The sequence below is a fragment of the Chryseobacterium indologenes genome (assembly GCF_001295265.1).
Taxonomy (GTDB): domain Bacteria; phylum Bacteroidota; class Bacteroidia; order Flavobacteriales; family Weeksellaceae; genus Chryseobacterium; species Chryseobacterium indologenes_A.
On record NZ_LJOD01000016.1, the window covers coordinates 84,201 to 110,686 of the forward strand.

The 26,486-nt window shown below is 33.9% G+C and carries 19 protein-coding genes and 1 other RNA gene; 8 read left to right on the forward strand and 12 right to left on the reverse strand.

Annotated elements, in window-relative coordinates; genetic code table 11:
• Nucleotides 1-157 precede the first annotated feature (157 nt).
• The 5 genes from hutI (at nt 158) to AOB46_RS19120 (ending at nt 7,393) form a co-directional block, all read left to right on the forward strand.
• On the forward strand, nt 158-1,384 hold the full coding sequence (hutI, locus tag AOB46_RS19100; RefSeq protein ID WP_062702375.1) for an imidazolonepropionase: 1,227 nt from the start codon (nt 158-160) through the stop codon (nt 1,382-1,384).
• Between the two features lie 8 nt (nt 1,385-1,392).
• Nucleotides 1,393-2,496, forward strand: a complete 1,104-nt coding sequence (locus tag AOB46_RS19105; protein ID WP_082377256.1) for a DUF695 domain-containing protein — start codon at nt 1,393-1,395, stop codon at nt 2,494-2,496.
• Nucleotides 2,497-2,901: 405 nt separating this feature from the next.
• Nucleotides 2,902-4,914, forward strand: a complete 2,013-nt coding sequence (locus tag AOB46_RS19110) for a BCCT family transporter (RefSeq protein WP_062702377.1) — start codon at nt 2,902-2,904, stop codon at nt 4,912-4,914.
• A 126-nt stretch (nt 4,915-5,040) separates the two neighbouring features.
• Nucleotides 5,041-5,964 carry a formimidoylglutamase gene (gene hutG, locus AOB46_RS19115; protein ID WP_062702379.1) on the forward strand — a complete coding sequence of 308 codons (924 nt, stop codon included), beginning with the start codon at nt 5,041-5,043 and terminating at the stop codon, nt 5,962-5,964.
• Between the two features lie 136 nt (nt 5,965-6,100).
• Nucleotides 6,101-7,393: an aldehyde dehydrogenase family protein gene (locus AOB46_RS19120; RefSeq protein WP_062702381.1), complete on the forward strand. Its 1,293-nt coding sequence runs from the start codon at nt 6,101-6,103 to the stop codon at nt 7,391-7,393.
• A gap of 370 nt (nt 7,394-7,763) precedes the next feature.
• Here the strand turns inward: AOB46_RS19120 and pyk are convergent, their stop codons facing one another.
• From pyk to AOB46_RS19145, 5 genes are read right to left on the reverse strand one after another with little or no spacing between them, the layout of a single operon-like run.
• On the reverse strand, nt 7,764-9,209 hold the full coding sequence (pyk, locus tag AOB46_RS19125; protein ID WP_062702383.1) for a pyruvate kinase: 1,446 nt from the start codon (nt 9,207-9,209) through the stop codon (nt 7,764-7,766).
• A complete protein-coding gene (locus AOB46_RS19130; protein WP_062702385.1) occupies nt 9,202-9,675 on the reverse strand; it encodes an IPExxxVDY family protein in 474 nt (157 codons plus the stop codon). The genes pyk and AOB46_RS19130 overlap by 8 nt, the downstream gene beginning before the upstream one ends.
• Nucleotides 9,653-10,414: a ribonuclease III gene (gene rnc / locus AOB46_RS19135; protein WP_062702387.1), complete on the reverse strand. Its 762-nt coding sequence runs from the start codon at nt 10,412-10,414 to the stop codon at nt 9,653-9,655. Before rnc ends, AOB46_RS19130 begins: the two co-directional genes overlap by 23 nt.
• Before the next feature lie 9 nt (nt 10,415-10,423).
• On the reverse strand, nt 10,424-11,668 hold the full coding sequence (fabF, locus tag AOB46_RS19140) for a beta-ketoacyl-ACP synthase II (RefSeq protein ID WP_062702389.1): 1,245 nt from the start codon (nt 11,666-11,668) through the stop codon (nt 10,424-10,426).
• 34 nt (nt 11,669-11,702) lie between these two features.
• On the reverse strand, nt 11,703-11,942 hold the full coding sequence (locus AOB46_RS19145; protein ID WP_002976354.1) for an acyl carrier protein: 240 nt from the start codon (nt 11,940-11,942) through the stop codon (nt 11,703-11,705).
• Nucleotides 11,943-12,968: 1,026 nt separating this feature from the next.
• Here AOB46_RS19145 and drt3a point away from each other — a divergent pair.
• Together drt3a and AOB46_RS19160 are read left to right on the forward strand one after the other, a co-directional pair.
• The gene (drt3a, locus tag AOB46_RS19155) at nt 12,969-14,777 is read left to right on the forward strand and encodes an antiviral reverse transcriptase Drt3a (protein ID WP_082377262.1); all 1,809 of its coding nucleotides are present in this window, start codon (nt 12,969-12,971) and stop codon (nt 14,775-14,777) included.
• A 16-nt stretch (nt 14,778-14,793) separates the two neighbouring features.
• Nucleotides 14,794-15,441, forward strand: coding sequence for a hypothetical protein (locus AOB46_RS19160; protein WP_062702395.1), 648 nt, complete (start codon nt 14,794-14,796; stop codon nt 15,439-15,441).
• A 174-nt stretch (nt 15,442-15,615) separates the two neighbouring features.
• On the opposite strand, the gene AOB46_RS19165 is transcribed toward AOB46_RS19160, so the two are convergent.
• The 5 genes from AOB46_RS19165 to AOB46_RS19185 are packed head-to-tail and all read right to left on the reverse strand — an operon-like array spanning nt 15,616 to nt 22,334.
• Complete coding sequence (locus tag AOB46_RS19165) at nt 15,616-16,641, reverse strand: DUF4238 domain-containing protein (RefSeq protein WP_062702396.1); 1,026 nt, start codon at nt 16,639-16,641, stop codon at nt 15,616-15,618.
• Nucleotides 16,641-16,919, reverse strand: coding sequence for a hypothetical protein (locus AOB46_RS19170; RefSeq protein ID WP_062702398.1), 279 nt, complete (start codon nt 16,917-16,919; stop codon nt 16,641-16,643). The genes AOB46_RS19165 and AOB46_RS19170 overlap by 1 nt, the downstream gene beginning before the upstream one ends.
• Before the next feature lie 29 nt (nt 16,920-16,948).
• A complete protein-coding gene (locus AOB46_RS19175; RefSeq protein WP_062702400.1) occupies nt 16,949-18,520 on the reverse strand; it encodes a hypothetical protein in 1,572 nt (523 codons plus the stop codon).
• A complete protein-coding gene (locus tag AOB46_RS19180; protein ID WP_062702402.1) occupies nt 18,520-21,012 on the reverse strand; it encodes a sensor histidine kinase in 2,493 nt (830 codons plus the stop codon). Before AOB46_RS19180 ends, AOB46_RS19175 begins: the two co-directional genes overlap by 1 nt.
• A complete protein-coding gene (locus tag AOB46_RS19185; protein ID WP_062702404.1) occupies nt 21,012-22,334 on the reverse strand; it encodes a hypothetical protein in 1,323 nt (440 codons plus the stop codon). The genes AOB46_RS19180 and AOB46_RS19185 overlap by 1 nt, the downstream gene beginning before the upstream one ends.
• A gap of 1,106 nt (nt 22,335-23,440) precedes the next feature.
• On the opposite strand from AOB46_RS19185, the gene AOB46_RS19190 reads away from it, so the two are divergent.
• The gene (locus AOB46_RS19190; RefSeq protein ID WP_062702406.1) at nt 23,441-23,971 is read left to right on the forward strand and encodes an antirestriction protein ArdA; all 531 of its coding nucleotides are present in this window, start codon (nt 23,441-23,443) and stop codon (nt 23,969-23,971) included.
• Nucleotides 23,972-24,152: 181 nt separating this feature from the next.
• On the opposite strand, the gene ssrA is transcribed toward AOB46_RS19190, so the two are convergent.
• Nucleotides 24,153-24,553: a transfer-messenger RNA gene (gene ssrA, locus AOB46_RS19195) on the reverse strand.
• Nucleotides 24,554-24,683: 130 nt separating this feature from the next.
• Nucleotides 24,684-26,486, reverse strand: a 1,803-nt coding sequence (locus AOB46_RS19200; protein ID WP_131724423.1) for a T9SS type B sorting domain-containing protein, incomplete at its 5' end; no start/stop codon positions are given.

Genomic DNA, 26,486 nt, shown 5'->3' on the forward strand with positions numbered 1-26,486 from the left:
AGCCGGATTGAGAAAAGGACGGGGACTGTACCGGGATTAAAGCAGTTAACGTAATGAGTTTAACAGATTGAGATATTTTAAGTATTTTTGAGAGGAAATATTAAAGTTTGAATTGTGAATTGAACGCAGTTCATCTTCTAACCCATAGTCTAAATAAATGAAATTACTAGGACCATTCAGGCAGATCGTAACACTTGCCAACTTACCATTAAGAGGAAAACTTTCCGATGAACAACTGGAAGTTATTGTTGACGGGGGAATTGTAGTAGATAACAATACCATTCAGAAAATTGGACATTTTGATACCCTGAGATCAGAAAACCCTGCTATAGAAATTGAACATATTGAAGGAGAACAGGTTGTTCTTCCTGCTTTTGTAGATTCACACACCCATATCTGTTTCGGAGGAAACAGGGCTAATGATTTTGCCATGCGTAACGCCGGAAAAACATATCTGGAAATCGCTGAAAGTGGAGGAGGAATTTGGAGTTCTGTACAACACACAAGAAATGCTTCAGAAGAAGAATTGCTGAAAACATTATTGGAAAGAATCAACTTCTTGGTTGATCTCGGAATTACAACAATTGAAGTGAAAAGCGGTTATGGCTTAGATGTGGAAAACGAATTGAAAATGCTCCGGATTATCAAGAAAGCGCAGGAATCTACTAAAGCGACTTTAGTTCCTACCTGTCTTTCCGCCCATTTAAAGCCAAGAGACTTTGAAGGAAGCAATCCTGAATATTTAGAATATATTCTTACTGAAATTTTACCAAAAGTAAAAGAAGAAAACCTGGCGCAGCGTGTTGATATTTTTATTGAAAAATCAGCATTCCAGCCCGAAGAAAGTAAAGATTTTTTACTTAAAACTAAAGATTTAGGTTTTGAAATTACCGTTCATGCAGACCAGTTTACCCCTGGAAGCTCCCGAATAGCGGTAGAGGTTGGAGCGAAATCTGCAGACCATCTGGAAGCAACAATTGATGAAGATATTGAGTTTTTAGCAAAATCAGACACTGTGGCAACAGCCCTTCCGGGAGCAAGCTTAGGGCTGGGAGAAAAGTTTACTCCGGCAAGAAAGCTATTGGATGCAGGAGCTATTGTAGCAATTGCAAGTGACTGGAATCCCGGATCAGCACCCATGGGGAATTTAATTACCCAGGCTTCCATTCTGGCCACTTTCCAGAAATTAACAACAGCTGAAGTATTGGCAGGAATGACCTATCGTGCAGCTTTTGCTCTTAACCTTGAAGACAGAGGGAAGCTGGAAGCTGGTAAAAAAGCTGATTTTGTAACGTTTAAAACCAATAATTTCCAGAATATTCTATATAATCAGGGAAGCTTAACGGCAGAACATGTTTATATTGACGGAAACCTTGTAAAATAAATAGGCTTATGGGTATCTTTGATAAAATTCCCGGCAAAAAAGATCCGGAACAGGAAATTCACACCTATAAAGACTTTTGGGACTGGTTTCAGACCAGAGAAAAAGATTTTTACGAAATCGTGAAAAACAGAGAAACGTCATCCATTGAAAAAGATTTTTTTGATGTACTCTCTCCTAAGCTTCGTCAGATCAATGAAAACTTCTATTTTCTTACGGGAATGTTTAATGATACTACTGCCGAGCTGATCATTACAGTAGACGGAGAAATAAAGAATATAGTGTTTGCCGAAGAATTGATCAATGCAGCACCGAAGTACGATCATTGGTTGTTTACCGCTTTAAAACCGGCTAAAAATATAGATAATATAGCCCTTCAGATGAACGGTTATGAATTTACAAAGGATAATGTTTTCTTTTATTCCAACGAATCGGAAGAGTATCCGGATGAAATTGATCTTACCTTTATTTATGAAGGTTTAAATGAAGAAAATAAAGGACCGATTACCACCGGAATCTGCGTGTTTTTAGATCATTTTTTAGGCGAATTGAATTTTGCAACGCAGATTGACGTATTCAATATTATGGGAAAAGATCAGGCGAAAAAGGAGCTTGTTCCTATTGAAAAGCTGAAAGATTTCCTGTTGTGGAGAGAACGGGAATTTACAGAAAAGTATGAAAGGATAAAAAGAGCCGATACAGAAGATGAGTTTTCTTTTCTCAGAGCTGCTTTAGGCAATGAAAGACCGCTTATTGCCTGCATGAATCTTCCTTTATTACAATACGATGCAAAAGCTTCCTATCCATGGATTTCGGTTCTTAAATTTCACTATAACGGAGATAACAACGACGGGCTTCCTGAAAAAGAAGATTTTGAAAAATTAAGCGATATAGAAGATAAAGCCATTGAAGATCTGAAAGAGAAAGGATATTTGTACATAGGCCGGGAGACGGCGGATAACATTAAAGAAAGTTATTTTGCAGGTAAAGATTTCAGAGAGATCTCTAAAGCTTTTAAAACAATACAGGATAATAACCCCGAATATAAAATTTCATCCAGGATCTTTAAGGATAAATACTGGCAGTATTTTAAATATTACAATAATGCTGTATAACAAAAATGCGGAAGAGTTTTTCTTCCGCATTTTTTCTTCCTGTTGGGAAGCAATCAAAGCAATTACCTTCGTCTTTATTTTTTATTTGCAAAATAACCCCAAAAATCTCCCATCTGTAAAGCTGCGGAAAGCTTAATCTGCAGGTTAGATTCATTAAATAGCAGATCTTAAAAGTCAGTAGTATAGAATCATAAACTCCTTCATATTTTTCATATTTTCTATAAGTTTTCTTATCTTGCGCCGCAATCAGCGTTGATTTTTAGATAAATAACGCGTTTTTCAATAGTTCTTAAGTGCACCGGAGATCCCGGAAAACCTGGATATTTTCTTGTTCTCAGTACTTTTTTACAGCTATATCCCATACCAGGAAGACTTGTCAGTACAATAAATTCGAAAATAAAAAAGATGAATTTTCAAAATGTTAGATCTACTTTTAACAAAGGGGTCACTATTCCGAGTTTGCTCTTTATTCTAGGTACCTGTATTCTGTCAGCGGTTTATCCGAAGCCGACTGAAAATATCCTGAATGAAGTCAAACAGTTCATATTCGTTAATTTAAATTGGGTGTACGTTTGGTCCGTAACGCTTTTTGTCATTTTTCTGGTATACCTGCTGTTCAGTAAATATGCCAACATTAAGCTGGGAGCAAATGACAGCAAACCTGAGTATTCTTTCTTTTCCTGGATTTCCATGCTGTTTGCTGCAGGAATGGGGATTGGACTGATTTATTTCAGTGTGGCTGAGCCCATGCAGCATTATTCCTCAGAGGTTTTTGCCGATAATCATTATGTAAGCCGGGCCAAACAGGCACAGCTTTATACCTTTTTCCATTGGGGAATCCATGCATGGGCAATTTATGGAGTGGTAGGACTCTCTTTATCTTACTTTGCTTACCGTTACAGACTTCCGCTTTCATTACGGAGCTGCTTTTATCCCTTGTTAAAAAATAAGATTAACGGAAAATGGGGCAATGCTATTGACGTTTTTGCCTTATGCTGCACTTTCTTTGGAATCACTACCACGCTGGGTTTCGGAGTGGTGCAGATCAGTTCCGGATTGAATATTCTTCATATTACACCTGAGAACAGCTTTATATATCAGATCATCATTGTGATTACTCTTGTTGCTCTTTCCGTGATATCTGCTATCTCCGGGGTAGCAAAAGGTGTGAAGATTTTAAGTAATATCAATGTCATCAGTGTAATCGGGCTCCTGCTTTTTGTATTGATATTGGGGCCAACCGTATATCTGATCGGAAGTTTTACAGAAGGACTGGGAAATTATATTAATAACTTCTTCAATCTTACCTTCAATACCCATGTTTATGAGAAAAATGCTTTGCCATGGTTTTACGACTGGACCATTCTGTACTGGGCATGGTGGATTTCCTGGTCTCCTTACGTAGGCTTGTTTATTGCAAGAATTTCCAAAGGAAGAACGATCAGGGAGTTTATTCTGGCCGTTTTAATTCTTCCTACACTATTCAATTTTATCTGGATGTCCGTATTTGGAAACAGTGCCATCTGGTTTGATTTAAATATTGCCAACGGACAATTAAGCCGGTTTGCCACAGATCCGGACGCGTTAATGTTCCGTTTCCTGGACTATCTGCCTTTGTCAGGATTTACGGAGTTCTTTGTGATCCTTATTATCCTCATCTTTTTTGTGACTTCAGCAGATTCAGGAATATTTGTAATGAACAGTATTGCGACTAAAAATGCAGACAAGTCTCCCAAATGGCAGATTGTGTTCTGGGGCGTTTTGCTGGCTGTTCTTTCCCTTTTGCTGCTGAATGTGGGCGGTTTGAAGGCACTTCAGAGCATGACTTTAATTACGGCATTACCGTTCTCTGTCGTGGTGATTCTATTCATTGTAAGTCTGATGAAAGGGCTCAGTATCGATCAGAAATATTATGAAAGAAACTTCTCTGTTTCCACGGTTCCGTGGTCCGGTGAATTCTGGAAGGAACGCTTAAAAAATATCGTTTCCTTTAAAGATAATGCTTCAGTAGACAATTTCATTCATGTGAAAGCAAAAGAAGCCTTCACAGATCTGCAGCAGGAATTTGCAGCCAATGGAATAGAAGCCGGAATAAATCAATATGAAGCCCCCGTCAGAATAGAAATAGAAATTCATCAGGGAGTAGTGAATAATTTTATTTATGGTATTAAAAATCAAATGAAAACGGTTTCTGAGTACATGATTAATGAAGAGAACCTGCCTGATCTGGATGACAAGAAAACCCACTATCCCAGAACCTATTTCGGAGACGGAAGAGAAGGTTATGATGTACAGTATTTTACTAAAAATGAACTGATTTCTGATGTCCTGAAACACTACGAGCGGTTTTTGGAAATTATTTCAGAAGAGAGCAATGAAATGTTCATCAGCAGCAATGCCAACCAGAAAAAAGAATAGAATAAGCTTAAGTTGTTCTTATCCTAAATTCTTTGCATAATATGTAAACATAGCTTTTTTATCTAAACAATATTAGCTAGCTTTACTGGATATAATGATGTGACTAAAATTGAATTTTAAAGGATTATGTTTCAAGATATTTGGCAGGGTAGACTGGATGGAGAAGAGCTTCTTTTCCACAGGCTGTTTCAGAGAGTAAAAGAAGAACACAATTATGATACTATTTCAACGAATGATTTCGTTATGCACGGTTTTGCCGTAGATGAAGGAGTACGAAGGAATAAAGGACGCCTCGGGGCAAAAGACGCACCTGATGTGATCAGGAAGAATATGTCTAATTTTCCGGTTATTTTCCCTGATTTTTCTTTGCTGGATTTCGGAAATATTACCTGTGAAAACGGAGATCTGGAAACCGCCCAGAACAGTCTTGCCAAAAATGTGTCAAAAGTACTTTTAAAAGGAGGAAAATCATTAGTGCTGGGCGGTGGCCATGAAGTAACATATGCCCATTATTTAGGAGTAAAAACAGCTTTTCCCGAACAGAAAATAGGGATTATTAATATTGATGCCCATTTTGATAACAGGCAGCCGGAAAAAGGAGTAGGGCCAAGCTCAGGAACAGGATTCTGGCAGATTGCACAGGAAGGACCAATCAATTCCCTTCATATCGGAATCCAGAGAAATTCAAATACGTTAAAACTTTTTGATACCGCCCACCAGTATGGAATGAAATATATCCTTGCCGACGAACTCTTTTTTGAAAACCTACCCTCCATTTATCAGCGGATCGATGAATTGCTGGACAATGTAGAGTATGCCTATCTTACCATTTGTATGGATGTGTTCAATGCTTCCGTTGCGCCGGGAGTTTCTGCCTCTGCTTATAACGGAATCTTTGCAGATGCTGCTTTCATGCATTTTTACAGACATATCCTAAAGAATAAAAAAGTAGTTGCACTGGACGCCGCGGAAGTAAACCCGTCCTTTGATATTCAGGACAGAACAGCAAGACTGGCAGCATGCCTTTTGAATGAATGGTTTATGGTATAGGAACGTATATTGTATTAATAGAGAAAATCATTACTTTATATAAACTTAAGGAACAAAATTTGTTGCTTTCATGATGCTTTTAAAGAAGAAGCATTCAATAAATTCATTGATTTGAATTTAAAACAGAAATTAAATTATGGAACAGTTAATTGAAAATAAACTTATTAAAGCTGATAAGACATTTTCATCATGGAGAAAAGTGCCGTTTGAAGAAAGACAGAAGCTGATTGCAAAGGCGGCAGAAATTTTAAAAAATAATTCGGAAAAGTTTGGAAGGATCATTACTACGGAAATGAATAAACCTATCTCAGAATCAATTGCTGAGGTGGAAAAATGCGCTTTAATGATGAACTATTATGCAGATGCCGAGAATATTTTAAAGCCCGAAAAAGTTGAGTCTGAATTTGCTTATTCTGAAGTTCATTACGCTCCGAAAGGGGTGATTCTAGGAGTAATGCCCTGGAATTTTCCTTTCTGGCAGGTATTGAGATTTGCTGTTCCTGCCATTTTAGCCGGAAATACAGTGGTTCTGAAACACGCTTCCATTTGTTTCGGAAGCGGAAATGCAATTGAAGAAGTTCTTCTGGAAGCAGGTTTCCCGGAAGGTGTTTTCCAGAATCTTGAAGTAGGGCATAAAGTTGTAAAGGAAATTCTTGAACATGATGCTGTAAAAGGAGTAAGCTTAACGGGCAGCGGAAAGGCTGGGGGAGAAGTAGCTTCTATTGCTGGCCTGAATATTAAAAAATCGTTACTCGAGTTAGGGGGAAGTGATGCTTTTATCATTTTTGAAGATGCGGATTTGGATGATGCAGCAAAAGCCGGAGTGAAATCAAGACTTCAAAACTGCGGACAAACCTGTACGGCAGCAAAAAGATTTATTATTGCTGAAAAAATTGAAGAGGAGTTTTTACCGAAATTCATTGAAGAATATAAAAAATATGAAATCGGAGATCCCTTAAATAAAGAAACGAAAATAGCCGGAATGGCAAGACCTGACCTCGCTGATGAACTGGAAGCTCAGTTCAAGAGGGCGTTGGAAAATGGAGCAGAAATCATTATTCCTCTGGAAAGAATCTCAGAAAACGAGTTTAAACCTGGCTTAATCAGAGTTAAGGAAGGAAATCCTATTTTAAAAGAAGAACTTTTCGGACCGCTGGGAATGATTATGACGGCAAAAAATGATGAAGAAGCTTTACAGATGGCCAATGATATTCCTTTCGGGCTTTCCAATTCTGTATGGACGGCCAACAAAGAACGTCAGTTATATTTCATTGAAAACCTTGAATCAGGAACGGTAAATATTAACAGAATGACCAGCTCTGATCCGCGTTTTCCATTCGGTGGAAGCAAAGCCTCAGGATATGGAACAGAACTTTCTTTACTGGCTTTAAAAGAATTTGTAACGGCGAAAACCATCGTCGGAAATTAAAATGAGAAAGGTATTCTATCCTTTTTTTCTCTGTTTTGGCTGCTTTCATCACAAAAACTCATTCCTATAGGATCGTTATGGGGTGATGACGGATTCTGCGGATATTAAAGCTTTCAGGAAAAATATAAACTTATAGGCCTGTTTCAGAAGGTTTCGGGAAAATCTGATGAACAGGAGCCAGAGTTTTAAAGGATGGGAAAGAAATCATTCTGTCGGAGTATACCTCTGCTTCTGTTCTATAGGAACTCAATAAAAGCATCCGAGCTGAATTATAATATTGACGAAGAAGACTTTAGATAAAACAAAAACTCCCGGAAGAAAATATCCCGGGAGTTTTTTTATGCTTTGACAAAAGTAACTTTGCCTATTGCTAGACAGTTGTCAATCGTAATGTATTGGTTTTTCCGCCTTCGTAAGATGGAGTAGCATTGATATTGATCACGAAATCTCCGGTTTCAATATACCCGTAATTATGCGTTAACATATTGACCTGAATGATCGTTTCATCCGTAGATTTTTTCATATCGTAATAGTAGGCGTGTACACCCCAAAGAAGGTTCAGCATGGTGATCACCCTTTTATTACCACTGTATACAATGATATGGGAATTAGGTCTGTGAGCAGCAAGCTGGAATGCTGTATATCCTGAATGCGTAAGTGTAACAATGGCAGAAACATTGGTTGTTTTAGCAATTCTTACCGCAGCAAGACATACCCTGTTCGTGATAAATCTTTCATCGATGCAGTTGTAATCTTTCTCGATAGGCTCATTTTTATGCTGGTAAAAATGGGTCATTTCAATATTCTTTACAATTTTTGCCATGTTTTCCACTACCTGTACCGGGTATCTTCCTACAGAAGTTTCTCCGGAAAGCATTACCGCGTCAGCACCGTCCAATACAGAGTTGGCTACGTCGTTTACTTCCGCTCTTGTTGGCGTAAGGCTGTTGATCATGGTTTCCATCATCTGGGTTGCAATAATCACCGGTTTTGAATAGAATCTTGCCTTTTCTACCAGGTTTTTCTGAATCGCAGGAACTTCTTCCATCGGAACTTCAACACCTAAGTCACCACGGGCGACCATTAAGCCATCACATTCCAATAAGATTTCGTCAATATTTTTAACCCCTTCAGGCTTTTCAATTTTCGCAATGATTGGTGTTTTGAATTTACCGTTCGGGTGGGCATCAATCAATTTTTTCAGATCAATGATATCCTGTGCGTGGCGTACAAATGAAAGAGCAATCCAGTCAACCTCCATGTCAAGCATGAAATTAGCATCCTGAATGTCCTTTTCCGTCAGTGCAGGAAGAGATACATTGGTATTAGGAAGGTTTACTCCTTTTTTAGAGCTTAGAGGACCCCCTTGAATTGTTTTAGCCTTTACCGTATCCTTTTCATTGGTTTCAGTTACTTCCAGTACCAGTTTACCATCATCAATAAGAATTCTTTCTCCCACTTTTACGTCCTGAGGAAACTGCTGATAGGTCATATACACTTTGGTAGAATCACCTTCCATTTTTTCGTTGGTAAATGTCAGGATATCTCCGGGGTTAAGATAAGAGCCTTCCTTTACAACACCTACTCTCAGTTTAGGGCCCTGAAGGTCTCCCAGGATTCCCACAGAGTAACCGTATTCCTTATTTAGTTCTCTGATGATTTCAATATTGTTTCGAACCAGGTCGTAATCTGCATGTGAGAAATTTATTCTGAAAATATCAACACCCGCTTTCATAAGTCCTAACATGACCTCCTTAGATGATGAGGCAGGTCCTAGTGTTGCGATAATTTTTGTCTTCTTTAAATACTTATTCATAATACTGGATAATTTGATAAAGTTCCTCGTCAGAACTTAGTGTATAATCTTGTATCGGAAACACAAGATTTTCAGGGAGCAAAATTACGGAAAAATCAGGAAATTGTTCCGAACTATGCAGAATATATTCTACATCTGCCTGATTATTTAATAAAAATTTAATATTTTCTTCTCCTGTGAAGAGTTCGGTCTGTAGTTTTTTTTGCTTACTTTCCGATGACCGGTTAGAAATAAAAGTAAAACAAGTCTTGGTAGACTTATGATAGGCTTCAAATCTTGGAAAAAAATAATCGTAATAATCCCCATGAAAGACAAGATCCTTCTTCCTGGAAAAATTGAGTCCGTTGTTCTGATTTATTTGATAGAAAAACTCATGAGCGGGTATATCTTTTGCTAATCTTACCAATCCTATGGCAATATCTTCAAATTCTATATCATCCAGATCATAAAGTTTTTGAATTTCCAAGTATGTTTTCTTTTTTGTTTAAAATATAAAATGCCCTCTGTGCTGCCTTTTCTTCTGCTTTTTTCTTGGAAGTCTCAGCTGCGTTAGCTATTCTTTCGTCTCCCAGCCATACATGGCACCTGAATACGACTGCTTTATTCGCCTGAGTTTCCTCGCAGGTTTCGTACTTTATATTTACTTTTTTCTTTTGGCTCCATTCAAGCAGAAGACCCTTGTAGCTTACAATTTTATTCTCAAGCTTGTTGATTTCCGTAGGGGTCAGAAGTTTTTCAAGAATAATCCTTTTACAGGCATCATACTGAAAATCCAGATAAACGGCACCAATGAGTGCCTCAAATAAATTTCCGGAAATATTTTCACCTAAAGCTGCGGAGCCCTGCTTCTGCAGAAGATCGGTAAGCTTGAGGTCTTCCCCTAATTTATTAAGGTTTTTCCTGTTCACGATTTTTGATTTCATCTGGGTCAGATAACCCTCGTTAGCCTGAGGATACGTCTGGAACAGATGGCAGGAAATAATGGTACCCAAAACAGAATCTCCCAAAAATTCAAGCCTTTCATAATTGCTGTCTTGATTTTTAGAAGAACTTTTCAAAGAAAAAGCTTCACGGTAGAGCGCAATATTCTGAACCTCGGTACCCAACATTCTGTTCAGTTCAGTACTAAGGAAATAGTCTCTCTCCGTTAATTTTCTTTTTCTTTTTTTGAGAAGGAATTTAGAAAAGTATTTCTGTAACTCCATTCAGTAAATTTAGATTTTCTTAAATAGAACGCAAGCGTTGTGCCCGCCAAATCCAAAAGTATTGCTCATGGCTACTTTTACATCTTTTTTCACAGCTTTATTAAACGTAAAGTTAAGTCTGCTGTCAATATTTTCATCATCAGTAAAGTGGTTGATGGTAGGAGGAACAATACCATGAATAATAGTTCCCAACGCAGCGATAGCTTCAATTACCCCTGCAGCACCCAGAAGGTGGCCGGTCATTGATTTTGTAGAATTAATCTGAATATCATAAGCGTGTTCACCCAATAGTCTTGAAATAGCGTTGGATTCTGCAATATCTCCTAATGGAGTAGAGGTACCATGCATATTGATGTGGTCTACTTCATCAGCAGTTAAGCCTGCGTCTTCCAGACAGTTTTTCATAACCAGGTAAGCGCCTAAGCCCTCAGGATGCGGAGCGGTCATGTGATGTGCGTCTGCACTCATACCGCCTCCTTTTAATTCTGCATAAATTGTGGCACCTCGTTTTACCGCGTGCTCATATTCTTCAAGGATGATGCATCCTGCACCTTCGCCCAGTACAAAACCGTCTCTGTCTTTGTCAAAAGGTCTTGAAGCTGTTTTTGGATCATCATTTCTTGTAGAAAGTGCCATCATTGCATTGAATCCACCGACACCACTTGCTGTAACGGCTGCTTCAGAGCCTCCGCACACAATAACATCTGCTTTTCCAAGCTGGATAAGCATTTTGGAATCAATTAAAGCGTTTGCCGAAGAGGCGCATGCAGATACCGTTGTGTAATTTGGCCCGTGGAATCCGTATTCAATTGAGATGTGTCCCGGAGTAATATCCGCGATCATCTTTGGAATAAAGAACGGGTTGAATCTCGGTATTTCAGTGTTGGCCCAACCTAAAACTTCAGTTTCAAAGGTCTCTAAACCTCCGATTCCTGAACCCCAGATTACACCGACTCTGTTTTTATCTACATTATCTTCAATAATTCGGGAATGGGCTACTGCTTCTTTAGCAGCTACCATACCCAATTGGGTATTACGGTCCATTTTCTTGGCTTCTTTCTTATCGAAATGCTGCAATGGATCGAACCCTTTTACTTCGCAGGCGAATTTGGTCTTAAAGTTTGTGGCATCAAAAAGAGTAATCGGAGCTGCACCGCTCTCACCTTTCACAAGATTTTCCCAGTATTCTTTTGCATTTTTTCCAATCGGTGTTATTGCGCCAAAACCGGTTACAACTACTCTTTTTAATTCCATAAACTTTTTAAATTTTCTTTTTTGTTGAAGAATATTATTTATTTACTACTTCCTCGATATAAGCAATAGCGTGTCCTACAGTAGTAATTTTTTCAGCCTGATCATCAGGGATTTGAATGTTGAATTCTTTTTCAAACTCCATGATAAGTTCAACTGTATCCAATGAATCAGCTCCTAGATCGTTAGTGAAGCTAGCTTCAGGAGTTACTTCTGTTTCTTCAACGTCAAGCTTATCAGCGATGATAGCTTTTACTCTTGATGCAATGTCTGACATAGTAAATTATTTTTTTAATTGTTAGATGGTGCAAATATATAAAATTCTTTACGATAAAACATTTTTTTAGTCTTTTTTGTGGATAACGATTCCTGATTTTGAATAATAAAAGTTTAGTCTTTTCGTTTTCAGGAGTTTATATTGGTGTATATTATATGGCGTCTGAAGATTAAGTAATATCAATTATTCCTTCTACTTTACTGTTTTTCATGAAGGGGAACTGTTTGTTCCCTGCAATACCTTAGTCTATGGTGATTTCAGAAGAGATGGAGCTTAATAACGGAGAGCATAAGAAGATGTTTCGGAGCGGAGATGTGTATCTTGTCAGGAAAAGTCTACCTTACCGGAAGATGCCTGGCCGCGTTTAAAGCAATTTTGAAAAGATATTCGGAATAGCACCCGGGGGAAGTGGCTGCTCCAGAGAAAGCTTCAGGAACCCGTTATCTTCTGGAAAAGGGAAAAATTTCATGCATTTATACTGATATCGGATTTGAAGATCATCCCATTTTTCATTCGTATTTAAAAAACAGTTTGGATTGCCGCCTAGTGAATTGTCCTTATAACATCTACCCTTGCTATATGAAATAATAAAGTGTTTCGTCTTATATCTTTTCATAATAGAAAAATTGCTAATCATGCTGTATATAGGGGTTTGTAGCTTTTTAGCGGACCAGAATTTATCATTTAAAAGCAATTGATATTTTGAATAACTATAATTTGCGGCTTCATTATTTGCGGTTATTCATTATTTATGAGTAACTTTGCCGTGATTCTCATTTATTTGAGTTTTCATGGTTATTAGTTTTTATCCTCGAAGAAATTCGGGGATTTTTTGTTCTATATTGGCTTTGTTGATGGGAATTAAGGCAAGAGGGTTTGGAATAAAGGAAAAAAGAGAAATAATATAGTTGTTACATACTCTTTTTAGCTTGAGAAAAATATAGGGAAAATACGTATTGATTTTTCCTATATTTTTTTTATAATTGTTCAATATAAACAATAATCTGAAAGAAACAAAAATAACAAATGCTGGATCAATCTTTCTCATCAAAAGCCTTTTATGAAATTTTTGACATGGAAAATCGTAAAGGTATTAATATCGAAAAAAGATTTCAAACAAACTTTGCACGATCAATAGTAAAAACAGAAGAACTAAAAGCTATTGGAAAGCAAATTCAGAGTGAAACTGATTTAGATAGAAAGAAAATTCTATTTAAGAATAGAAAAGAAATTAAAAAATCAAGAGAGATAATTTTATCTGAAATTTTAGAAAATATTTCTGAGAAAATAAAAAAGCACAAGATCAATTTAACAAGAGGTAAAGTGCATGGTAAAAGAAGCTATTTATTTGAAGAAAATGCTGAGAATTTTTTTATTTCGAAAAAAAATCAAAAAAATGTGAATGGTACTTATGATGTAAAACAAGCTTCAAGGTATTCGATTTTAAATGAGTTACTAAATTTACTTGAAGATAAGTTTCCTAAGTATATTGTAAGAACAGATATTAAAAACTTTTATGAGTCGATACCTCAAAAATTGCTTTTACAAAAAATTAATGAAGACTATCTTTTAAGTATCAAGACTAAAGATTACATAAATCAAATATTTGATAGTTATAATTCCTTGACAGGTCAGAGAAATAAAGATATAGCTAAAGGTGTTCCTAGAGGAATTGGTATAAGTGCTTATCTAGCCGAATTATTTATGAGAAGAATAGATAATAGAATTAGGGAACTTGATGATATGATTTATTATGCTCGTTATGTTGATGATATAATAGTTGTTTTTATTCCAGAAAAGAATCATGGAAATGTTTATTTCAGAGAATATCTAAAACAGATGAAGAGTATCATAAAAGAGGAGGCTGGAGATGATTTTAAAATCAATGATGAAAAAACAAATGAGTACAATTTAATTGATGGAATAAAAGCAATTACACTTGAAGAACACCATTACTTAGATAAAGCTTACAAAAAAAAGCAAAGCAAAGTAAATCCAAAGTTCATTAATTTCTTAGGATATAAGATTGGAACAAAAGAAAAGATATATAAAAAGACCGAAAATCATAATGGGAGTATTGTAGAAGTTGCAGATGGTAGGTCGTTGCATGAATTGTGTATTCAATTATCTGAAAATAAGATTAAAAAATATAACGAAAAAATAAGATTATCCTTTAATCATTTTAATAAAAAGAAGCAACATGACAGAAAATATGCTTTCAAACTATTATGTGCAAGATTAAATTATTTAACCTCCAATACCAAGTTACGGAATAATAAAGATAAAGTTTTTGTTGGTATTTATTATTCTAATCCTTTTTTAAATAGTATGACCTCACTAGAATTGTTGCAAAATAGAATAAAGTGGTTTGTCTCAAGAAGTGGTCTTACCATCGAAGAGAAAATTAAAGTAGAACGATATTGTTTTATAAAAGGTTTTAAACATAAAAAATTTTATTTAACTCCATTGAGTAGCAAGAAATATAAAAATCATAATTGTAAAAGGAACAATGTGAATAATGACGGAAGTTTTGCTTTGAAATGTGCTGAGAGAGCAATACAAATACACCCTTATTTAGCTAATGCTTTAATATTACAGGCTGAAACCCATACAAAGCAGTTTCAAAAGCTGATGAAAGAACAGAACACAAAAGATATTCAGGCTACAACATTAAACAATCCAAAGGCTAAAGAATTGTTTGATATGATGAATAAAGAATATAGCCATATTCACAAAATAGGCTACCGCAGTATGCCAGAAGAAATGTATTTGGATTGGCTGGTATCTCTAAAAACTGAACGATCAAAATATGAAGATACGAGATTGCAGAAATAAATACAATTTATAGAAAATGGATAAAATTATTACTGAGCAAATACAAGCAAGCTTTAAGGATAATAATGAATTAATGATAGGTTTATTAATTATATACACATTAATAACAATTATAATTCAATTCATTTCCAATTATTGTTTGAGTAAGAAAATAGAAACTTTTAAAAATGATTTAAAAAGAAGTGAAATAAAATTCAGTAAACATTCTCAAATGCAGATTGAATGTTTAAAAAATATGTATAATAATGTAGTAGATTGGCACTTTAGCTTTTATGAATTACTTAATCCTAAATATTTGACACATGCTTCATTAAAGAGTAACATAAATAATTTGAATATTATCTTCAAATCAAACATGGATTATTTTCACCGAAATAAAATTTTATTAACTGAAGAAATTATAAAACAAATAGGAGTAGTACATTCAAAATTCAAGAAAATTCAAGAATTGTGCAACAAAGAATTAGATACCCTTTCAAGTATCGAAGAATATTATATGAGTGATGAACCTCAAACAATATATAATGAACCAGAAAACGAGACAAGTGAAATAAAAAACCGAATTGAAGAGTTAAAAGCTAATTATGAAGTCTCTAGTTTTGAAGATGATTTAAAAAAATTACGTGAATTAGTTGAAAACTACTTTAAAGAACTTACAAATTAAATCCGTTATATTTCTACCATAATCATTCAAAACAATATTTTAGGGATTTTTTTTGACAGTTTTCATGATACAGGTTACGTTTTTTACGATTATAAATTAAAACTGTCAGATCAAGTAGTGGCTATTACAGTATAGCTTTATAAATCGATAATATAAATAATTTCTGAATACAATTTATCTAATACTAAATGATGGATGTCTTAGAGGATTAATTCCATTTTTAAAATGATTTAGGTTAACCTTTATTTTCAGAAAGTCTAATTGCAAACGAATTTGTATATCTTCCGAACTAATGAAGAAAAATTTTTTGTTATTTTGGTTGATTATTTCGTTGATATTTCTTTTAGTTCCCCTATATTCTTGAAAATTATTAGAAAGTTCATGGGTATATTCTTCAGAGATAAAATTATTAAAATAAATTTGAGACTCACAATTAATAAACTGTAATCCATTTAACTGATGTATTGTATCAATAGATTCTGTTGAACAACAATTAACATCATCTCCTAAATCATATACCTCTGGATCATACAAACAAATCATAAGTCTAGGATGAATTGGATAGAATATTTGTAAGCCTTTTGCGACTAAACCTGTAGCTCCAATATAATTGCCAGCCTGTTCCATCAATTGATTATAAAAAATGATAGGAGAATCAGATGTAATAAATGGAAGTAAAGAAAGATTAACTATAAATCTAAAATCAAGATAATCTAATAGCTTCTCGTGTTCGATGGAATGCAATAATCCAAGTAATACAGGATTTTCATGTTGTAAAGTAGCATCTTTTAGGCTTTCCCATAATTCTGGCTTAAATTCTTTAACAAAAGCTTTTAGCCCTTTGTTTAAACTTTCCATTATATTTTCACCAGAATTTGGAGTTCGAAAGGCTTGATACAACATGAATCTTTTTATCAATTTAAATCCATTGCTTTCAATTGGAGGAGGAATTAATACTTTTTCCTCTGTCCAGTAATAAAACATTTTTGCAACGTTACCTTCAATGTGAGCTAAAGCATTTTCTATTTCATCATCTTCTCCATATAGAAAATTTCCATAAGCTTGATTTTTCAATGCAGCATTAGGTATAAATTTTTTATTATTGAGATTGTATAGCCCTAAAAACTTACCCCCATTATTAATGGAAAATCTTTTTAAATAAAACCTAGGTATGTAATGATGCTTTTTTTTCTTTACCATTAATTATTTGTAAAATCATGATCAAACGCATTTCTCGATAAGTATAGCATGAATTTCTGCAATAAATCATCTGAATAAGGAGATTTATAGTGTCTTACTCTTTTAATCGTTGTATCAAAAACTCTTGATAGGGGGTTATATATTTTTGTACAGTTAATTTTAATCCTACTTAATTCTTCTATATGATATACTTTCTTCTCAGTATTACTTAAATGTTCGTTCAATATTCTTATTTCTTCTGAAATTTGTATTTTCTCAGATTCTTCAACTTGTTTCAAACGTTGTTGTTTTTCTACTATACTTTCTTTTACAACTTTCCAAATAGTTTTAGATTCATTAATCTTTTTTCATGGGTTATTAAAGAGTTATAAATATATCCATATCTTTTTTGCCAAGGGAAATGAATAAGTTCATTACTTAAGTTAGGAACTCTAAAATCTATTGAAACATTTCCATTATTATTGAAAACGGAGAGATCTAAAAAATCAAGAGAAATAATTTTATAGCCAGGAAAATATGCAACATAAAATTGATCGAGATTTTCAGCTATCTTAATCTCTTCAGATGTAATATTTAATTTTTCTTTTGGAATGTATTTGAGTGGAATTAGCATTCCAGTATCATAATCATAATCTCTCTTACCATTTGATCTTAGGGCAAGATTACAGGGCTGAACTAATAAAATATACTCTTTATCTTTAATTTTAAAAATATCCCCATTTGTTAACGGGAGATGTAATTTATTAATAATATTTCCAGATAAGTATAATTCACTATTTCTAAGATCTATTAACTGTTGATTACGTACTGTCGAATTATAGCCAGTGTCTTTTAAATCTATTTCTCTAATCTTTTTAATTGATTCGTTAAAGTTTTGTCTGACAGTTGGTTCGGCAATCATGTTATAGTTTTCTTCTTTAGAAAGCAAACCATATAATCTAAAAAGAGTAGTAATTTCCCATACTCCCTCTTTTAATGATGATTTTTGGACAATCTGATTAAAAGTCTTTGGAGTCATTCTTTTAATACGATCTCCTGCTTTTCTATTTGATTCTGTCAATACAGTTAATGATTCTGTCTTTAGCTGCTCGACATATGGAAGTAGTAATAAATTCTTTATTCCTTCTGCAAAACCACTAATTTGAGGATCAAAGGCAAATCTCCTTTTTGATATAGTATAAAATTTCTCAAGTCCAATATTATAATCCTCAGAATATTTTTCTCTAAATTCATCTTCTTCCTCTTCAGTGAATTTATGAGAAAAGATCCCGCAAACAATTTTTTCCATATAATCTTCTTCATCAATAAGCGATTTGGCGAGCTGTACACCATTACGCCCTTTTGTAAGCTCATTACCACTTTGAAATTCAAAATCAAATAAACATAATGCTTTTTTATTTTCCTCAAGCTCTTGTATTACTTTATATTTATCTTTTATCCAGTCATCTGGAGTCATTAATTTAATTCTTTCTCCGTAACAATTCTTAATTTCGAGAGCAGGAATAATATTAGAATTATCTTCGTCTTCTGTATGTGTACAAACATCAAACAGTAGTGCTGATTTATTTTCCGTTTTTTCCCATAAATTTAAGATTGAGCTTTCAAATTTTGGTTGTGGTGCTGTCCAATCTATCCCATTAAATGTATCACTAGTAATGTGATTGCCAGTGTTTTTTAATTCGTTCAGACGAGCTTTAAAAACTTCCTTTTGACCTCCAATATCAAACTTATCGTCAATATAGATTATATGAGCTATATTTTCAGCATCTAGTAAATTAATGGTCGTTTCTATTGCTTTATTTCGTAACTCATTTAGTGGATCATTAGGTTTAATTTCTAAAGATTCTTCTCCGTTTTCTATTATAATTTTCTGGGTCATTAGTTTTCGATGATATTTGAAAGGTTAATAGCAAAAATATATTTTCTTTTTAATTCATTTTTCTCTGGCTCTAGTGCAATTGTACAGCCAGAGGAATCAAGGAGTTGCTGAACAATAAATAAACCTAAACCACGCCCTCTTCCTTTAGGTTTTGTAGTTACAAAAGGCTCAAAAATTTGATTTTCTATTGCGGGAGTTATACCGTTCCCATTATCAGAAATATAAATCCACGGTTTTTCAATTTTAATATTAATAACTGGATTAAAATCTGGATTGTCAAGCTTTTTCTCAATTAACCAAAATTCTGAATTATTTAGAAGGTTATCTACTATCTGAATAAGTTTACCTCTATTTATTTTTACTTTAAAATCAACAATAGAATTAATTTGAAGTTCAATATTGTTTTTGGCAAATCTACTGGCATAGTATTCTTTTTCTTCATTAAATAGATGAGATAATAAAATATTATCTTTTCTCTCCCTATTATATTTTAAAGCGGGGTCAAGGTGTTTTAGTTGAATTTTTAAACCATTTACAGTAGAGTTTATGTATTCCATTAAAACATAAATATCAGAATTGGTTAATTTATTACTCTGTAATTTACTAGTATAAAAGGATGCCTTTTCTGCAAGTTTGTCTGAAATAGAAGCAAATTCATGACTAACTGATTCAGTGGTTAATCCTAAACTTGCTAATTCTGAAAAGTTGTCTAATTGTTCTTCTAGTACCTTTATTTTAGGTTCAAGGATATCAATGACTTCATTTAATTTCTTTGTTTTATTAACAATATTTTGTAATTTATTAAATACGTCCTGGATTTTTTTTAGTTTCTCTAATAGAATTTTTGCTCTTTTATAATCTTCTTTATTTTCATCACTGGAAAAAATAGGGTTATTCTCAACCTCATCTACTATTATTGCGTGTTCTTGAACTGTATTATCTAAAACTATTTTAGCATCTTCAGTGTCAATAATTATTTCATCTGTTGATTTACTTAGGCTAGTAAGCTCTTGAAATGATTGATTAACTGTCTTAATTCCATTATTTTCAATTTTATATTCTCTTAAAAAATCGTCATAACTTCTACGTATTTTTCTATGATAGATGTTAATCTGATCTTTTATAAAGTTTGCCAATAGAAAAAAATTGTTTGAATAAGGATTTGATATAAAACCTTGTCTATCGGTTTTTTCTTTTAAATACTTATTTTTTTCTTCATCAATTGCAAAATAACCAATAACATTTGAGGGTCTAATATCATAAAATGAAGTTTTTGTCTGGGATTCTGACAACCTTAACCAATCTTGACCATTAATTCCATAGGGTAAAACAGCAAATCCATTACGGAAAATTTTTATTCCAACTTGATTCTGAGTAAATATTTTATAATTTGATCTTTGACCAAAAATATCATTTGTATCAGTCTCATTTTTAGCTAATTCATCAAAGTTGAACTCATCGATTAAACCTTCAAATTTACCAGGGTTTGCCTTTACAATTTTTTCTTCATTATCGTCAAGTTCAATGATCGTATCTAATTTAGGTATATCTGTCTTAAAAGAATAACAATGTTCAATTTTCAAATAATATTTTTCCTCATCTGATAATACGATGTCGTCATATTTTGATAATAGATATTCACTAAATTTTTTACCATTATCTAAAATCATAAAATTATTAAAATCGTCTTTTCTCTCGAGCGTATTTCCTCTGAATTTAGATAATTTAGTTTTTCCTTTAATTGATAAAAATTCTCCATCAAATTCAAACGTAAATCGTGAGATTGCCAAATCTCTAATTTCTTCGTTCGATTTTTCTAGATCTACATTGATTCCGTTTATTGATAAATAAACTTCAAAGGGTCTGTTTTCTTTATATGGTGATATAAGTTGTGAAACCTGTCCCTTAAATCTATCTAAACTGTCACCTTGCCAAACATCGGGAAAATTAATATTACTTAAAATAAGTTTTGTTCCGTGAGGTTTTTTAGGGGCAAAGTTATTTGCATAAATATTTACCTTACTAAGACGTTCTTCCGTTTCGAAATCTTTCCAATTGAAAGCAAGATGGGTACCTATATTTATATTTTCATTTGTATAGATCTCACAAATATTTGCTAATCTCTGTGTACTGAGTCTACCTAAACCTTTATCTCCTAGTGGAGTTCTTCCTTGAGGAGTGCGTTTTCCTTTTGCCTTAAAATCTCTCTTAGCAGAATAAGAAATTACCAGCCATGACTTCAGTATAGTTTCTTCGCTCATACCAAAACCATCATCTTCTACAATAATAAATCCTTTGTGGTTTGGATAAGATAAAGATTCTTTCAAATATTGACCAGAAGTATTTATTTCAATAGAAACATAAGAAGCGTCTGCATCATATGAGTTTTTTATTAATTCTAAAAGAGCTGTAACTTCATCTGGAACTAACTGTTCCCCTAGCTGCTTTACAATGTGGGGCGTTATGTCAAAATGGTATTCTTTCTTAGCCATTAATTAGTCTTTTTGAAAATTATAATTTTTTCTTTACTCATCATATTTGAGAAGTTGTTTCTTCCAGGCATTCTTTTACTTAAAATTTCTCTTTCTAAATCTGTAAATAAATCAATACCCTTCGAAGCAAATAACTCTTTAAGAATAAGATCGTTTTGAACGATTTGTTTATTGACATTTCTATTTCCAATTGTCCATACTAAAAAAGAATCCTTTCTCATTTTTGGAAGCATCTTATCAATACTATTATCTAAGTCATATATAAATCGAGTAACTTTCTCAGCTTTTTTACGTTCATTATTGTCAAATTGATTTATAAATTTTTTAAGTGTTTTGGACTTTTTAAAAACTACTTCTTCAATATCTTTTAAATTTTCTTTAATTTGACCACCTAAACTTTTATTATCAATTGATTGAGCAGTTTGTAAATAATCAATTTCAATTGAGCTATCAATGTCTCCAATTGGTATCCATTGTAGGGGCAGATAAGAAAATTGACCATAAGTAACAGTCGTTTGATTATCTCCATAGGGTGGCGAAGTAACTAACAAATTAAAAGTCTTTTTTGTTTTAATTCCAATATTAGTATCTCCCCAAATTACATCAGCATTTTTAGCATATTTATTTTTCTTTATATGTCCATTACTTACCAAGACTGAAATATAATCACTTATGTTTTTTATATTTTTTTTCGTTATGGAAGTAAAGGTCTTTAATGCAGAAATTTGTCGAGAGCTAATTTCTTCTATTGGACGCATATGCATCTTAAATGTAGATGTTCTGTCATTGCTAGTTAGTCGAATTGTTTCAGCTAATGCTACCCAAAAGAATTTTCTTATTTTCAAGGAAGGTTCATTGTGGATTGCTCTATATATTTTTGACAGTTCTATTTGGATGTCTTTTGTAAACCATTTGTCAATATTAATAAATGAAATTTCAACACTTGTTGAAGCGTCAGAACCAATCGTATTAATAAGGCTTTCAGCGGCATCTATAAGTTCTTCAGCCTGGTAAAAAGTTGTTTTAACTTGACTTAACAAAATGGATAAGGGGTTTATATCTTGCCCAAATACATTCATGCCATATTTCATTCCTGTAACAAGAGTATTTGAGGCTCCCATAAAAGGATCTAATAAAGAAACATTCTTATTTAAAGCTTCTGAAAGCCTTTCTATAATTGGTTCTTGAACAGATGGAACCATCATAGCAGGATAATTCAGTATGCTTCTAGCAAAGTCATTCCTAGAATAGTTTTCACCATTTAGTGTTTCTGAACTTATAGCCTTTAAATTTTGTTTAATATTTTTAATACTCTTGTTCACTTTATCGGATTTTAAAATTCCTTTTTCATCTAAAATTCTATTTCTAACTTTTTAGTTATTAAATAGCTTAATCTGCAAAGATATGAACAAAATGTAACAACTTACTTACTTATCTAAATGTTAGTTGTGATCCTACTCACACAATGTATTGAAATTCTAAATTGATTATTTTAATTGTAAAGATAAATATTTCCTTTTATAGAGAAATTTATTGAATTAAGTATTTATTTTTATAGATAAATATTAAAATATGCGAGCAATTAATTCTCTATATGCTAAGTTACTACTTATGATTATTAATTTATTTGAACTCAAAAGAAATATTTTTAATGTACAACTAAATCAAAACGATAGTTATTTGTTATTGTCATACCCATTGTTAAGATTAGAACTAAAGAGGAAATAGCTATAAACACTATGAAATTTCCACTTTCCTTATTGGATTCTTTATTTCATTTGGTTAATAATTTTGTCAAATATATAGAAAGAAAGCTTTGTGACTAGACCTATTGACTTTTTTAGATTGTTGAGTAATAATTTATTTCAATGTTAGATTCATTTATAAATTATTTGAGTGAAAAAATGTAATGGTGAGTCCTCATCCACAAAAATACCCCCACCAAATCTCTTTCAAAAAATCAAATGCTCTTTATAGTAGAATTTACGACAATTTAACACCAAGAAATATAGTGAGTGTACGGACATGACCTACTACCTCTAATCAGCACCCCTCCGAAGTTCCTTTTTGGGTAGCCCCCACCAACTGCCAAACGTTTTCTCAAAAGTAGATTTTATTTTATTTGGTTTTTGCGGAGCTGTTTTTATTTTCCACTTACTCTTTTGTACTGGTGATACTCTTCAAACTGCATATTTTTTTGACAGTTTTTATTTGTTGCGGTTTGGGTTTAAAAATATTTTAAAAACTTTTATTTTAAAGTTAAAATCTCTGTCAATTGGCATGAATATTGACTTTATTAATATATCAAAGAACTGTTTCAAGTTCTTTTTTCTGCATAGATTCTCACAATAATATATAAAAAATGCCTAAAGTGCTACGAACACAATAGGCAGGTCAATAAATTTTAACTCATCTAAAACTTATCAACATGACAAATTTACAAAATTGTCTTGATTCTTGCAGTATCTATGTAGGAACCTATGCAAAGTACAACAACGGAAGCCTTTACGGCAAATGGCTCAATCTTTCGGATTATTCAAATTATGACGAACTATTAGACGAAATGAAAGAATTACACAAAGACGAACACGATTCTGAGTTTATGTTCCAAGATTATGAAAACTGTTCTTTCTTTGAAAAGTTAGGATTAATCGGAGAAAGTTATTTATCAAATGAGATATTTGAGATAGTAGAGCAAATAAATGATTCTGGCTATAATATTGAAATATTTGAGGCTTATGTAAATTGTATCGGAAAAATGGATTTTCAAAGTGTTTATGAAGGTATAGTAAACTATTATATAGGTGAATATTCAGACGATGAAACATTTGCACAATATATGTTAGAAGAAAGCATTCCTGAAAGCTTACCAAATTATATTTATATTGATTGGGAAGCTACAGCAAGAAGTTTGATGTATGATTATTTTGAAAGTAACGGACATTATTTCAGATCTTAGTATATTTGCATTATAATAAACTCAGTTGTAACTCTTAAAGTTCAAATAAGTTTAATTAAATTCAAACAGATTCAAAAAAAGCATTTTTCAAAAATTTGGGTACAACTTTGGGTACAAAAACAAAAAAGAGAAAATGTAATTATTTAAAATTCAATAAATTACAAGTTCTCTTTAGTTTGAAAAGTGGAGTTGGAGGGATTCGAACCCTCGTCCAAACAAGCAATACATAAGCTTTCTACATGCTTATTCTACCATTAATTTTCGACTGAAGGCAGAGGGCAGACACCCAACCATCAGCTTATCTTCTAAATTTTCGTGCTTTAGCCGAAGCTTCTAAAGCCTTATTTCCGCATTCCTATATCCCAGGATCAAACGCCGCAGAACAGAGCATTTGTGGAATATCTTGCTTCCCTACTAAAATCTTCGGGAAAACGCTTGATCTACTATACTTCGATATTAAGCTGCAAGAGCGAACTCTTCGTTGCCAGTTAAAATTTTGTAGCAAGGGATTATAGAGATCGCGCTACGGTTCTCTGCATGCTTACTTACCCATTGATCTTGCTGTCGAAACCAGTCAACCCCATGAATAAAGTGACTGCAAATATAGAATATTTTGTTTAAATACCGTTAATATCAGCCATTGCTTTTTTAAATTACAGTAATAGGATGATTTTGTGATCAGATGCTAAATAAAACTGCCGGCAGTTTTATATTAATCTCTGTTTTTTAATAATATCCAGCCTGATGTTTCAACAGGTTTTTTGCTGATTTTATCTTCCCAGAACAACCGGTACCAGTAACTGCCTGTAGGAAGAGGTGCGTTAAGATATTTACCATCCCATATCGGATTTTTAGGAGTGACTTTAAAGACTGCTTTTCCATACCTGTCAAATATACTTCCTTCAAAGTTTCCATATCTGCTGATGATGCTGAAATCAATGACGTCATTAATCCCGTCATAATTTGGAGTAATAACATTGGACATGAAAAACGTATAATACGTAGTATTTGTTTCGCATAATGCACCTCTGTTTCTTACTTTAACAGGATATTGGGTATTTCTGAGCACATTGGTGAATATGTTGGATGACTGCCAGGTTATCCCACCGTCTATAGAGTATTCTGCCGGAAAGTTTCCACTGTTTTTGATATTGATCGTTAAAGTATTGTCCTTATAAATAATATTCAGAATTTCAGGTGTAACAATATATTTTACCGTAGCAGTGAATGTTTTTGAGCAGGCTCCGTTGTTTATGGTAACCGAATAATTTCCTTCAAGTTCTGCATTAATGGTTCGGGTGGTTGCTCCGGTATTCCATAAGTAGGTGTAGTTAGGTCCGGATCCGGCATCAAGAATAGCTTTGTCTCCCTTGCAGATTTCAATGTCCTGTAGGGTTGAGATAATTTCAGGAACAACATTAATTGTTATGGTAGCCGGTGTCTGGGCAGCGCATCCATTAGCTCCGGTTCCGGTTACCGTATACGTTGTGGTTGTAGTAGGGGAAACGATCTGTGTGCTGCCGCTGCCCGGAAGCCCCGTCCATGTATAAGAAGCAGCTCCTGTGGCTGTAAGCGTTACGGATTCCCCGAGACAAATAGTAAGCTTAGGTGCAGAAACGGCAATGGCAGGAGGAGTTGTGTTTTTTGTAACCGTTACCGAAGCCTGGCTTGTACATGTTGAAGGTGCTGCATTTGTAATGGTGAGTGTATAAGTTCCGCTATTATTCACTGTAGGAGATAAAGTATTGCTTCCCGAAACAATAGATCCTCCATTAGAAGCTGTCCAGAGAAATGTAGCTCCCGGCTGATAGATGGAGGCTGTTGCATTGAGTGTGATTTGTGGGGTGGTGCAGGTGATCTGTGCAGGAGCAGCAATATTTACAATAATAGCAGTTTCCATCGTTACAACTACAGATTTTTGATATTGGCAGCCGGAAGGTGTTGTGGCAGTAACAGTATAGGTGCCCGGTGTAGTAACCGTATTGGCAGCCCCGTTCACACCGTTTGACCATGTAAATGTATTTCCGGCTCCCTGCGAAGAGGCAGTGAGTGTAGTTGAAGATCCCTGACAGAAAGAAAGATTTCCTGAAATCTGCAAATTCGGATTGCTTTCCGCTGCAATGCTAATGGAAGCCGGCGTACTTGAGCATAACCCGTTTGAACCTGTTAAAGTGTAGGTGCCGGCAGCTGTAATAATAATCGACTGGGTGGTTTCCCCTGTGGACCACATATTTCCTGTTGCATTGCTTGACGTTAAAGTAACCGTTCCTCCATAACAGATCGCAGTAGAAGATGCGCTGATTGTTGGTACAGGAAATTGTGTCACGGAAAGCTGCAGCTGAGCTATTTTAGAACAGGTGGATGACTTTACACGCACATAGATGATAGCATTCCCTGATGGATATGTTGCCGGGTTCGTAATTGTATTCCCATTTCCTGCAATCGCATCTGCCTGATTTATATAGTAATCAAAACTTACAGCTGGAGTCGTACTGATATTAGGTTGTGCTGAAGT

Bases quoted from the DNA above. Each gene is read 5' to 3' on its own strand.
- AOB46_RS19105 (WP_082377256.1), top strand. From the start codon at position 1,393: ATGGGTATCTTTGATAAAATTCCCGGCAAAAAAGATCCGGAACAGGAA.
- hutG (WP_062702379.1), top strand. From the start codon at position 5,041: ATGTTTCAAGATATTTGGCAGGGTAGACTGGATGGAGAAGAGCTTCTT.
- hutI (WP_062702375.1), top strand. From the start codon at position 158: ATGAAATTACTAGGACCATTCAGGCAGATCGTAACACTTGCCAACTTA.
- AOB46_RS19145 (WP_002976354.1), bottom strand. From the start codon at position 11,942: ATGTCAGACATTGCATCAAGAGTAAAAGCTATCATCGCTGATAAGCTT.
- AOB46_RS19190 (WP_062702406.1), top strand. From the start codon at position 23,441: ATGACAAATTTACAAAATTGTCTTGATTCTTGCAGTATCTATGTAGGA.
- drt3a (WP_082377262.1), top strand. From the start codon at position 12,969: ATGCTGGATCAATCTTTCTCATCAAAAGCCTTTTATGAAATTTTTGAC.
- AOB46_RS19120 (WP_062702381.1), top strand. From the start codon at position 6,101: ATGGAACAGTTAATTGAAAATAAACTTATTAAAGCTGATAAGACATTT.
- AOB46_RS19180 (WP_062702402.1), bottom strand. From the start codon at position 21,012: ATGGCTAAGAAAGAATACCATTTTGACATAACGCCCCACATTGTAAAG.
- AOB46_RS19110 (WP_062702377.1), top strand. From the start codon at position 2,902: ATGAATTTTCAAAATGTTAGATCTACTTTTAACAAAGGGGTCACTATT.
- AOB46_RS19175 (WP_062702400.1), bottom strand. From the start codon at position 18,520: ATGACCCAGAAAATTATAATAGAAAACGGAGAAGAATCTTTAGAAATT.
- AOB46_RS19160 (WP_062702395.1), top strand. From the start codon at position 14,794: ATGGATAAAATTATTACTGAGCAAATACAAGCAAGCTTTAAGGATAAT.
- pyk (WP_062702383.1), bottom strand. From the start codon at position 9,209: ATGAATAAGTATTTAAAGAAGACAAAAATTATCGCAACACTAGGACCT.
- fabF (WP_062702389.1), bottom strand. From the start codon at position 11,668: ATGGAATTAAAAAGAGTAGTTGTAACCGGTTTTGGCGCAATAACACCG.
- AOB46_RS19165 (WP_062702396.1), bottom strand. From the start codon at position 16,641: ATGGTAAAGAAAAAAAAGCATCATTACATACCTAGGTTTTATTTAAAA.
- rnc (WP_062702387.1), bottom strand. From the start codon at position 10,414: ATGGAGTTACAGAAATACTTTTCTAAATTCCTTCTCAAAAAAAGAAAA.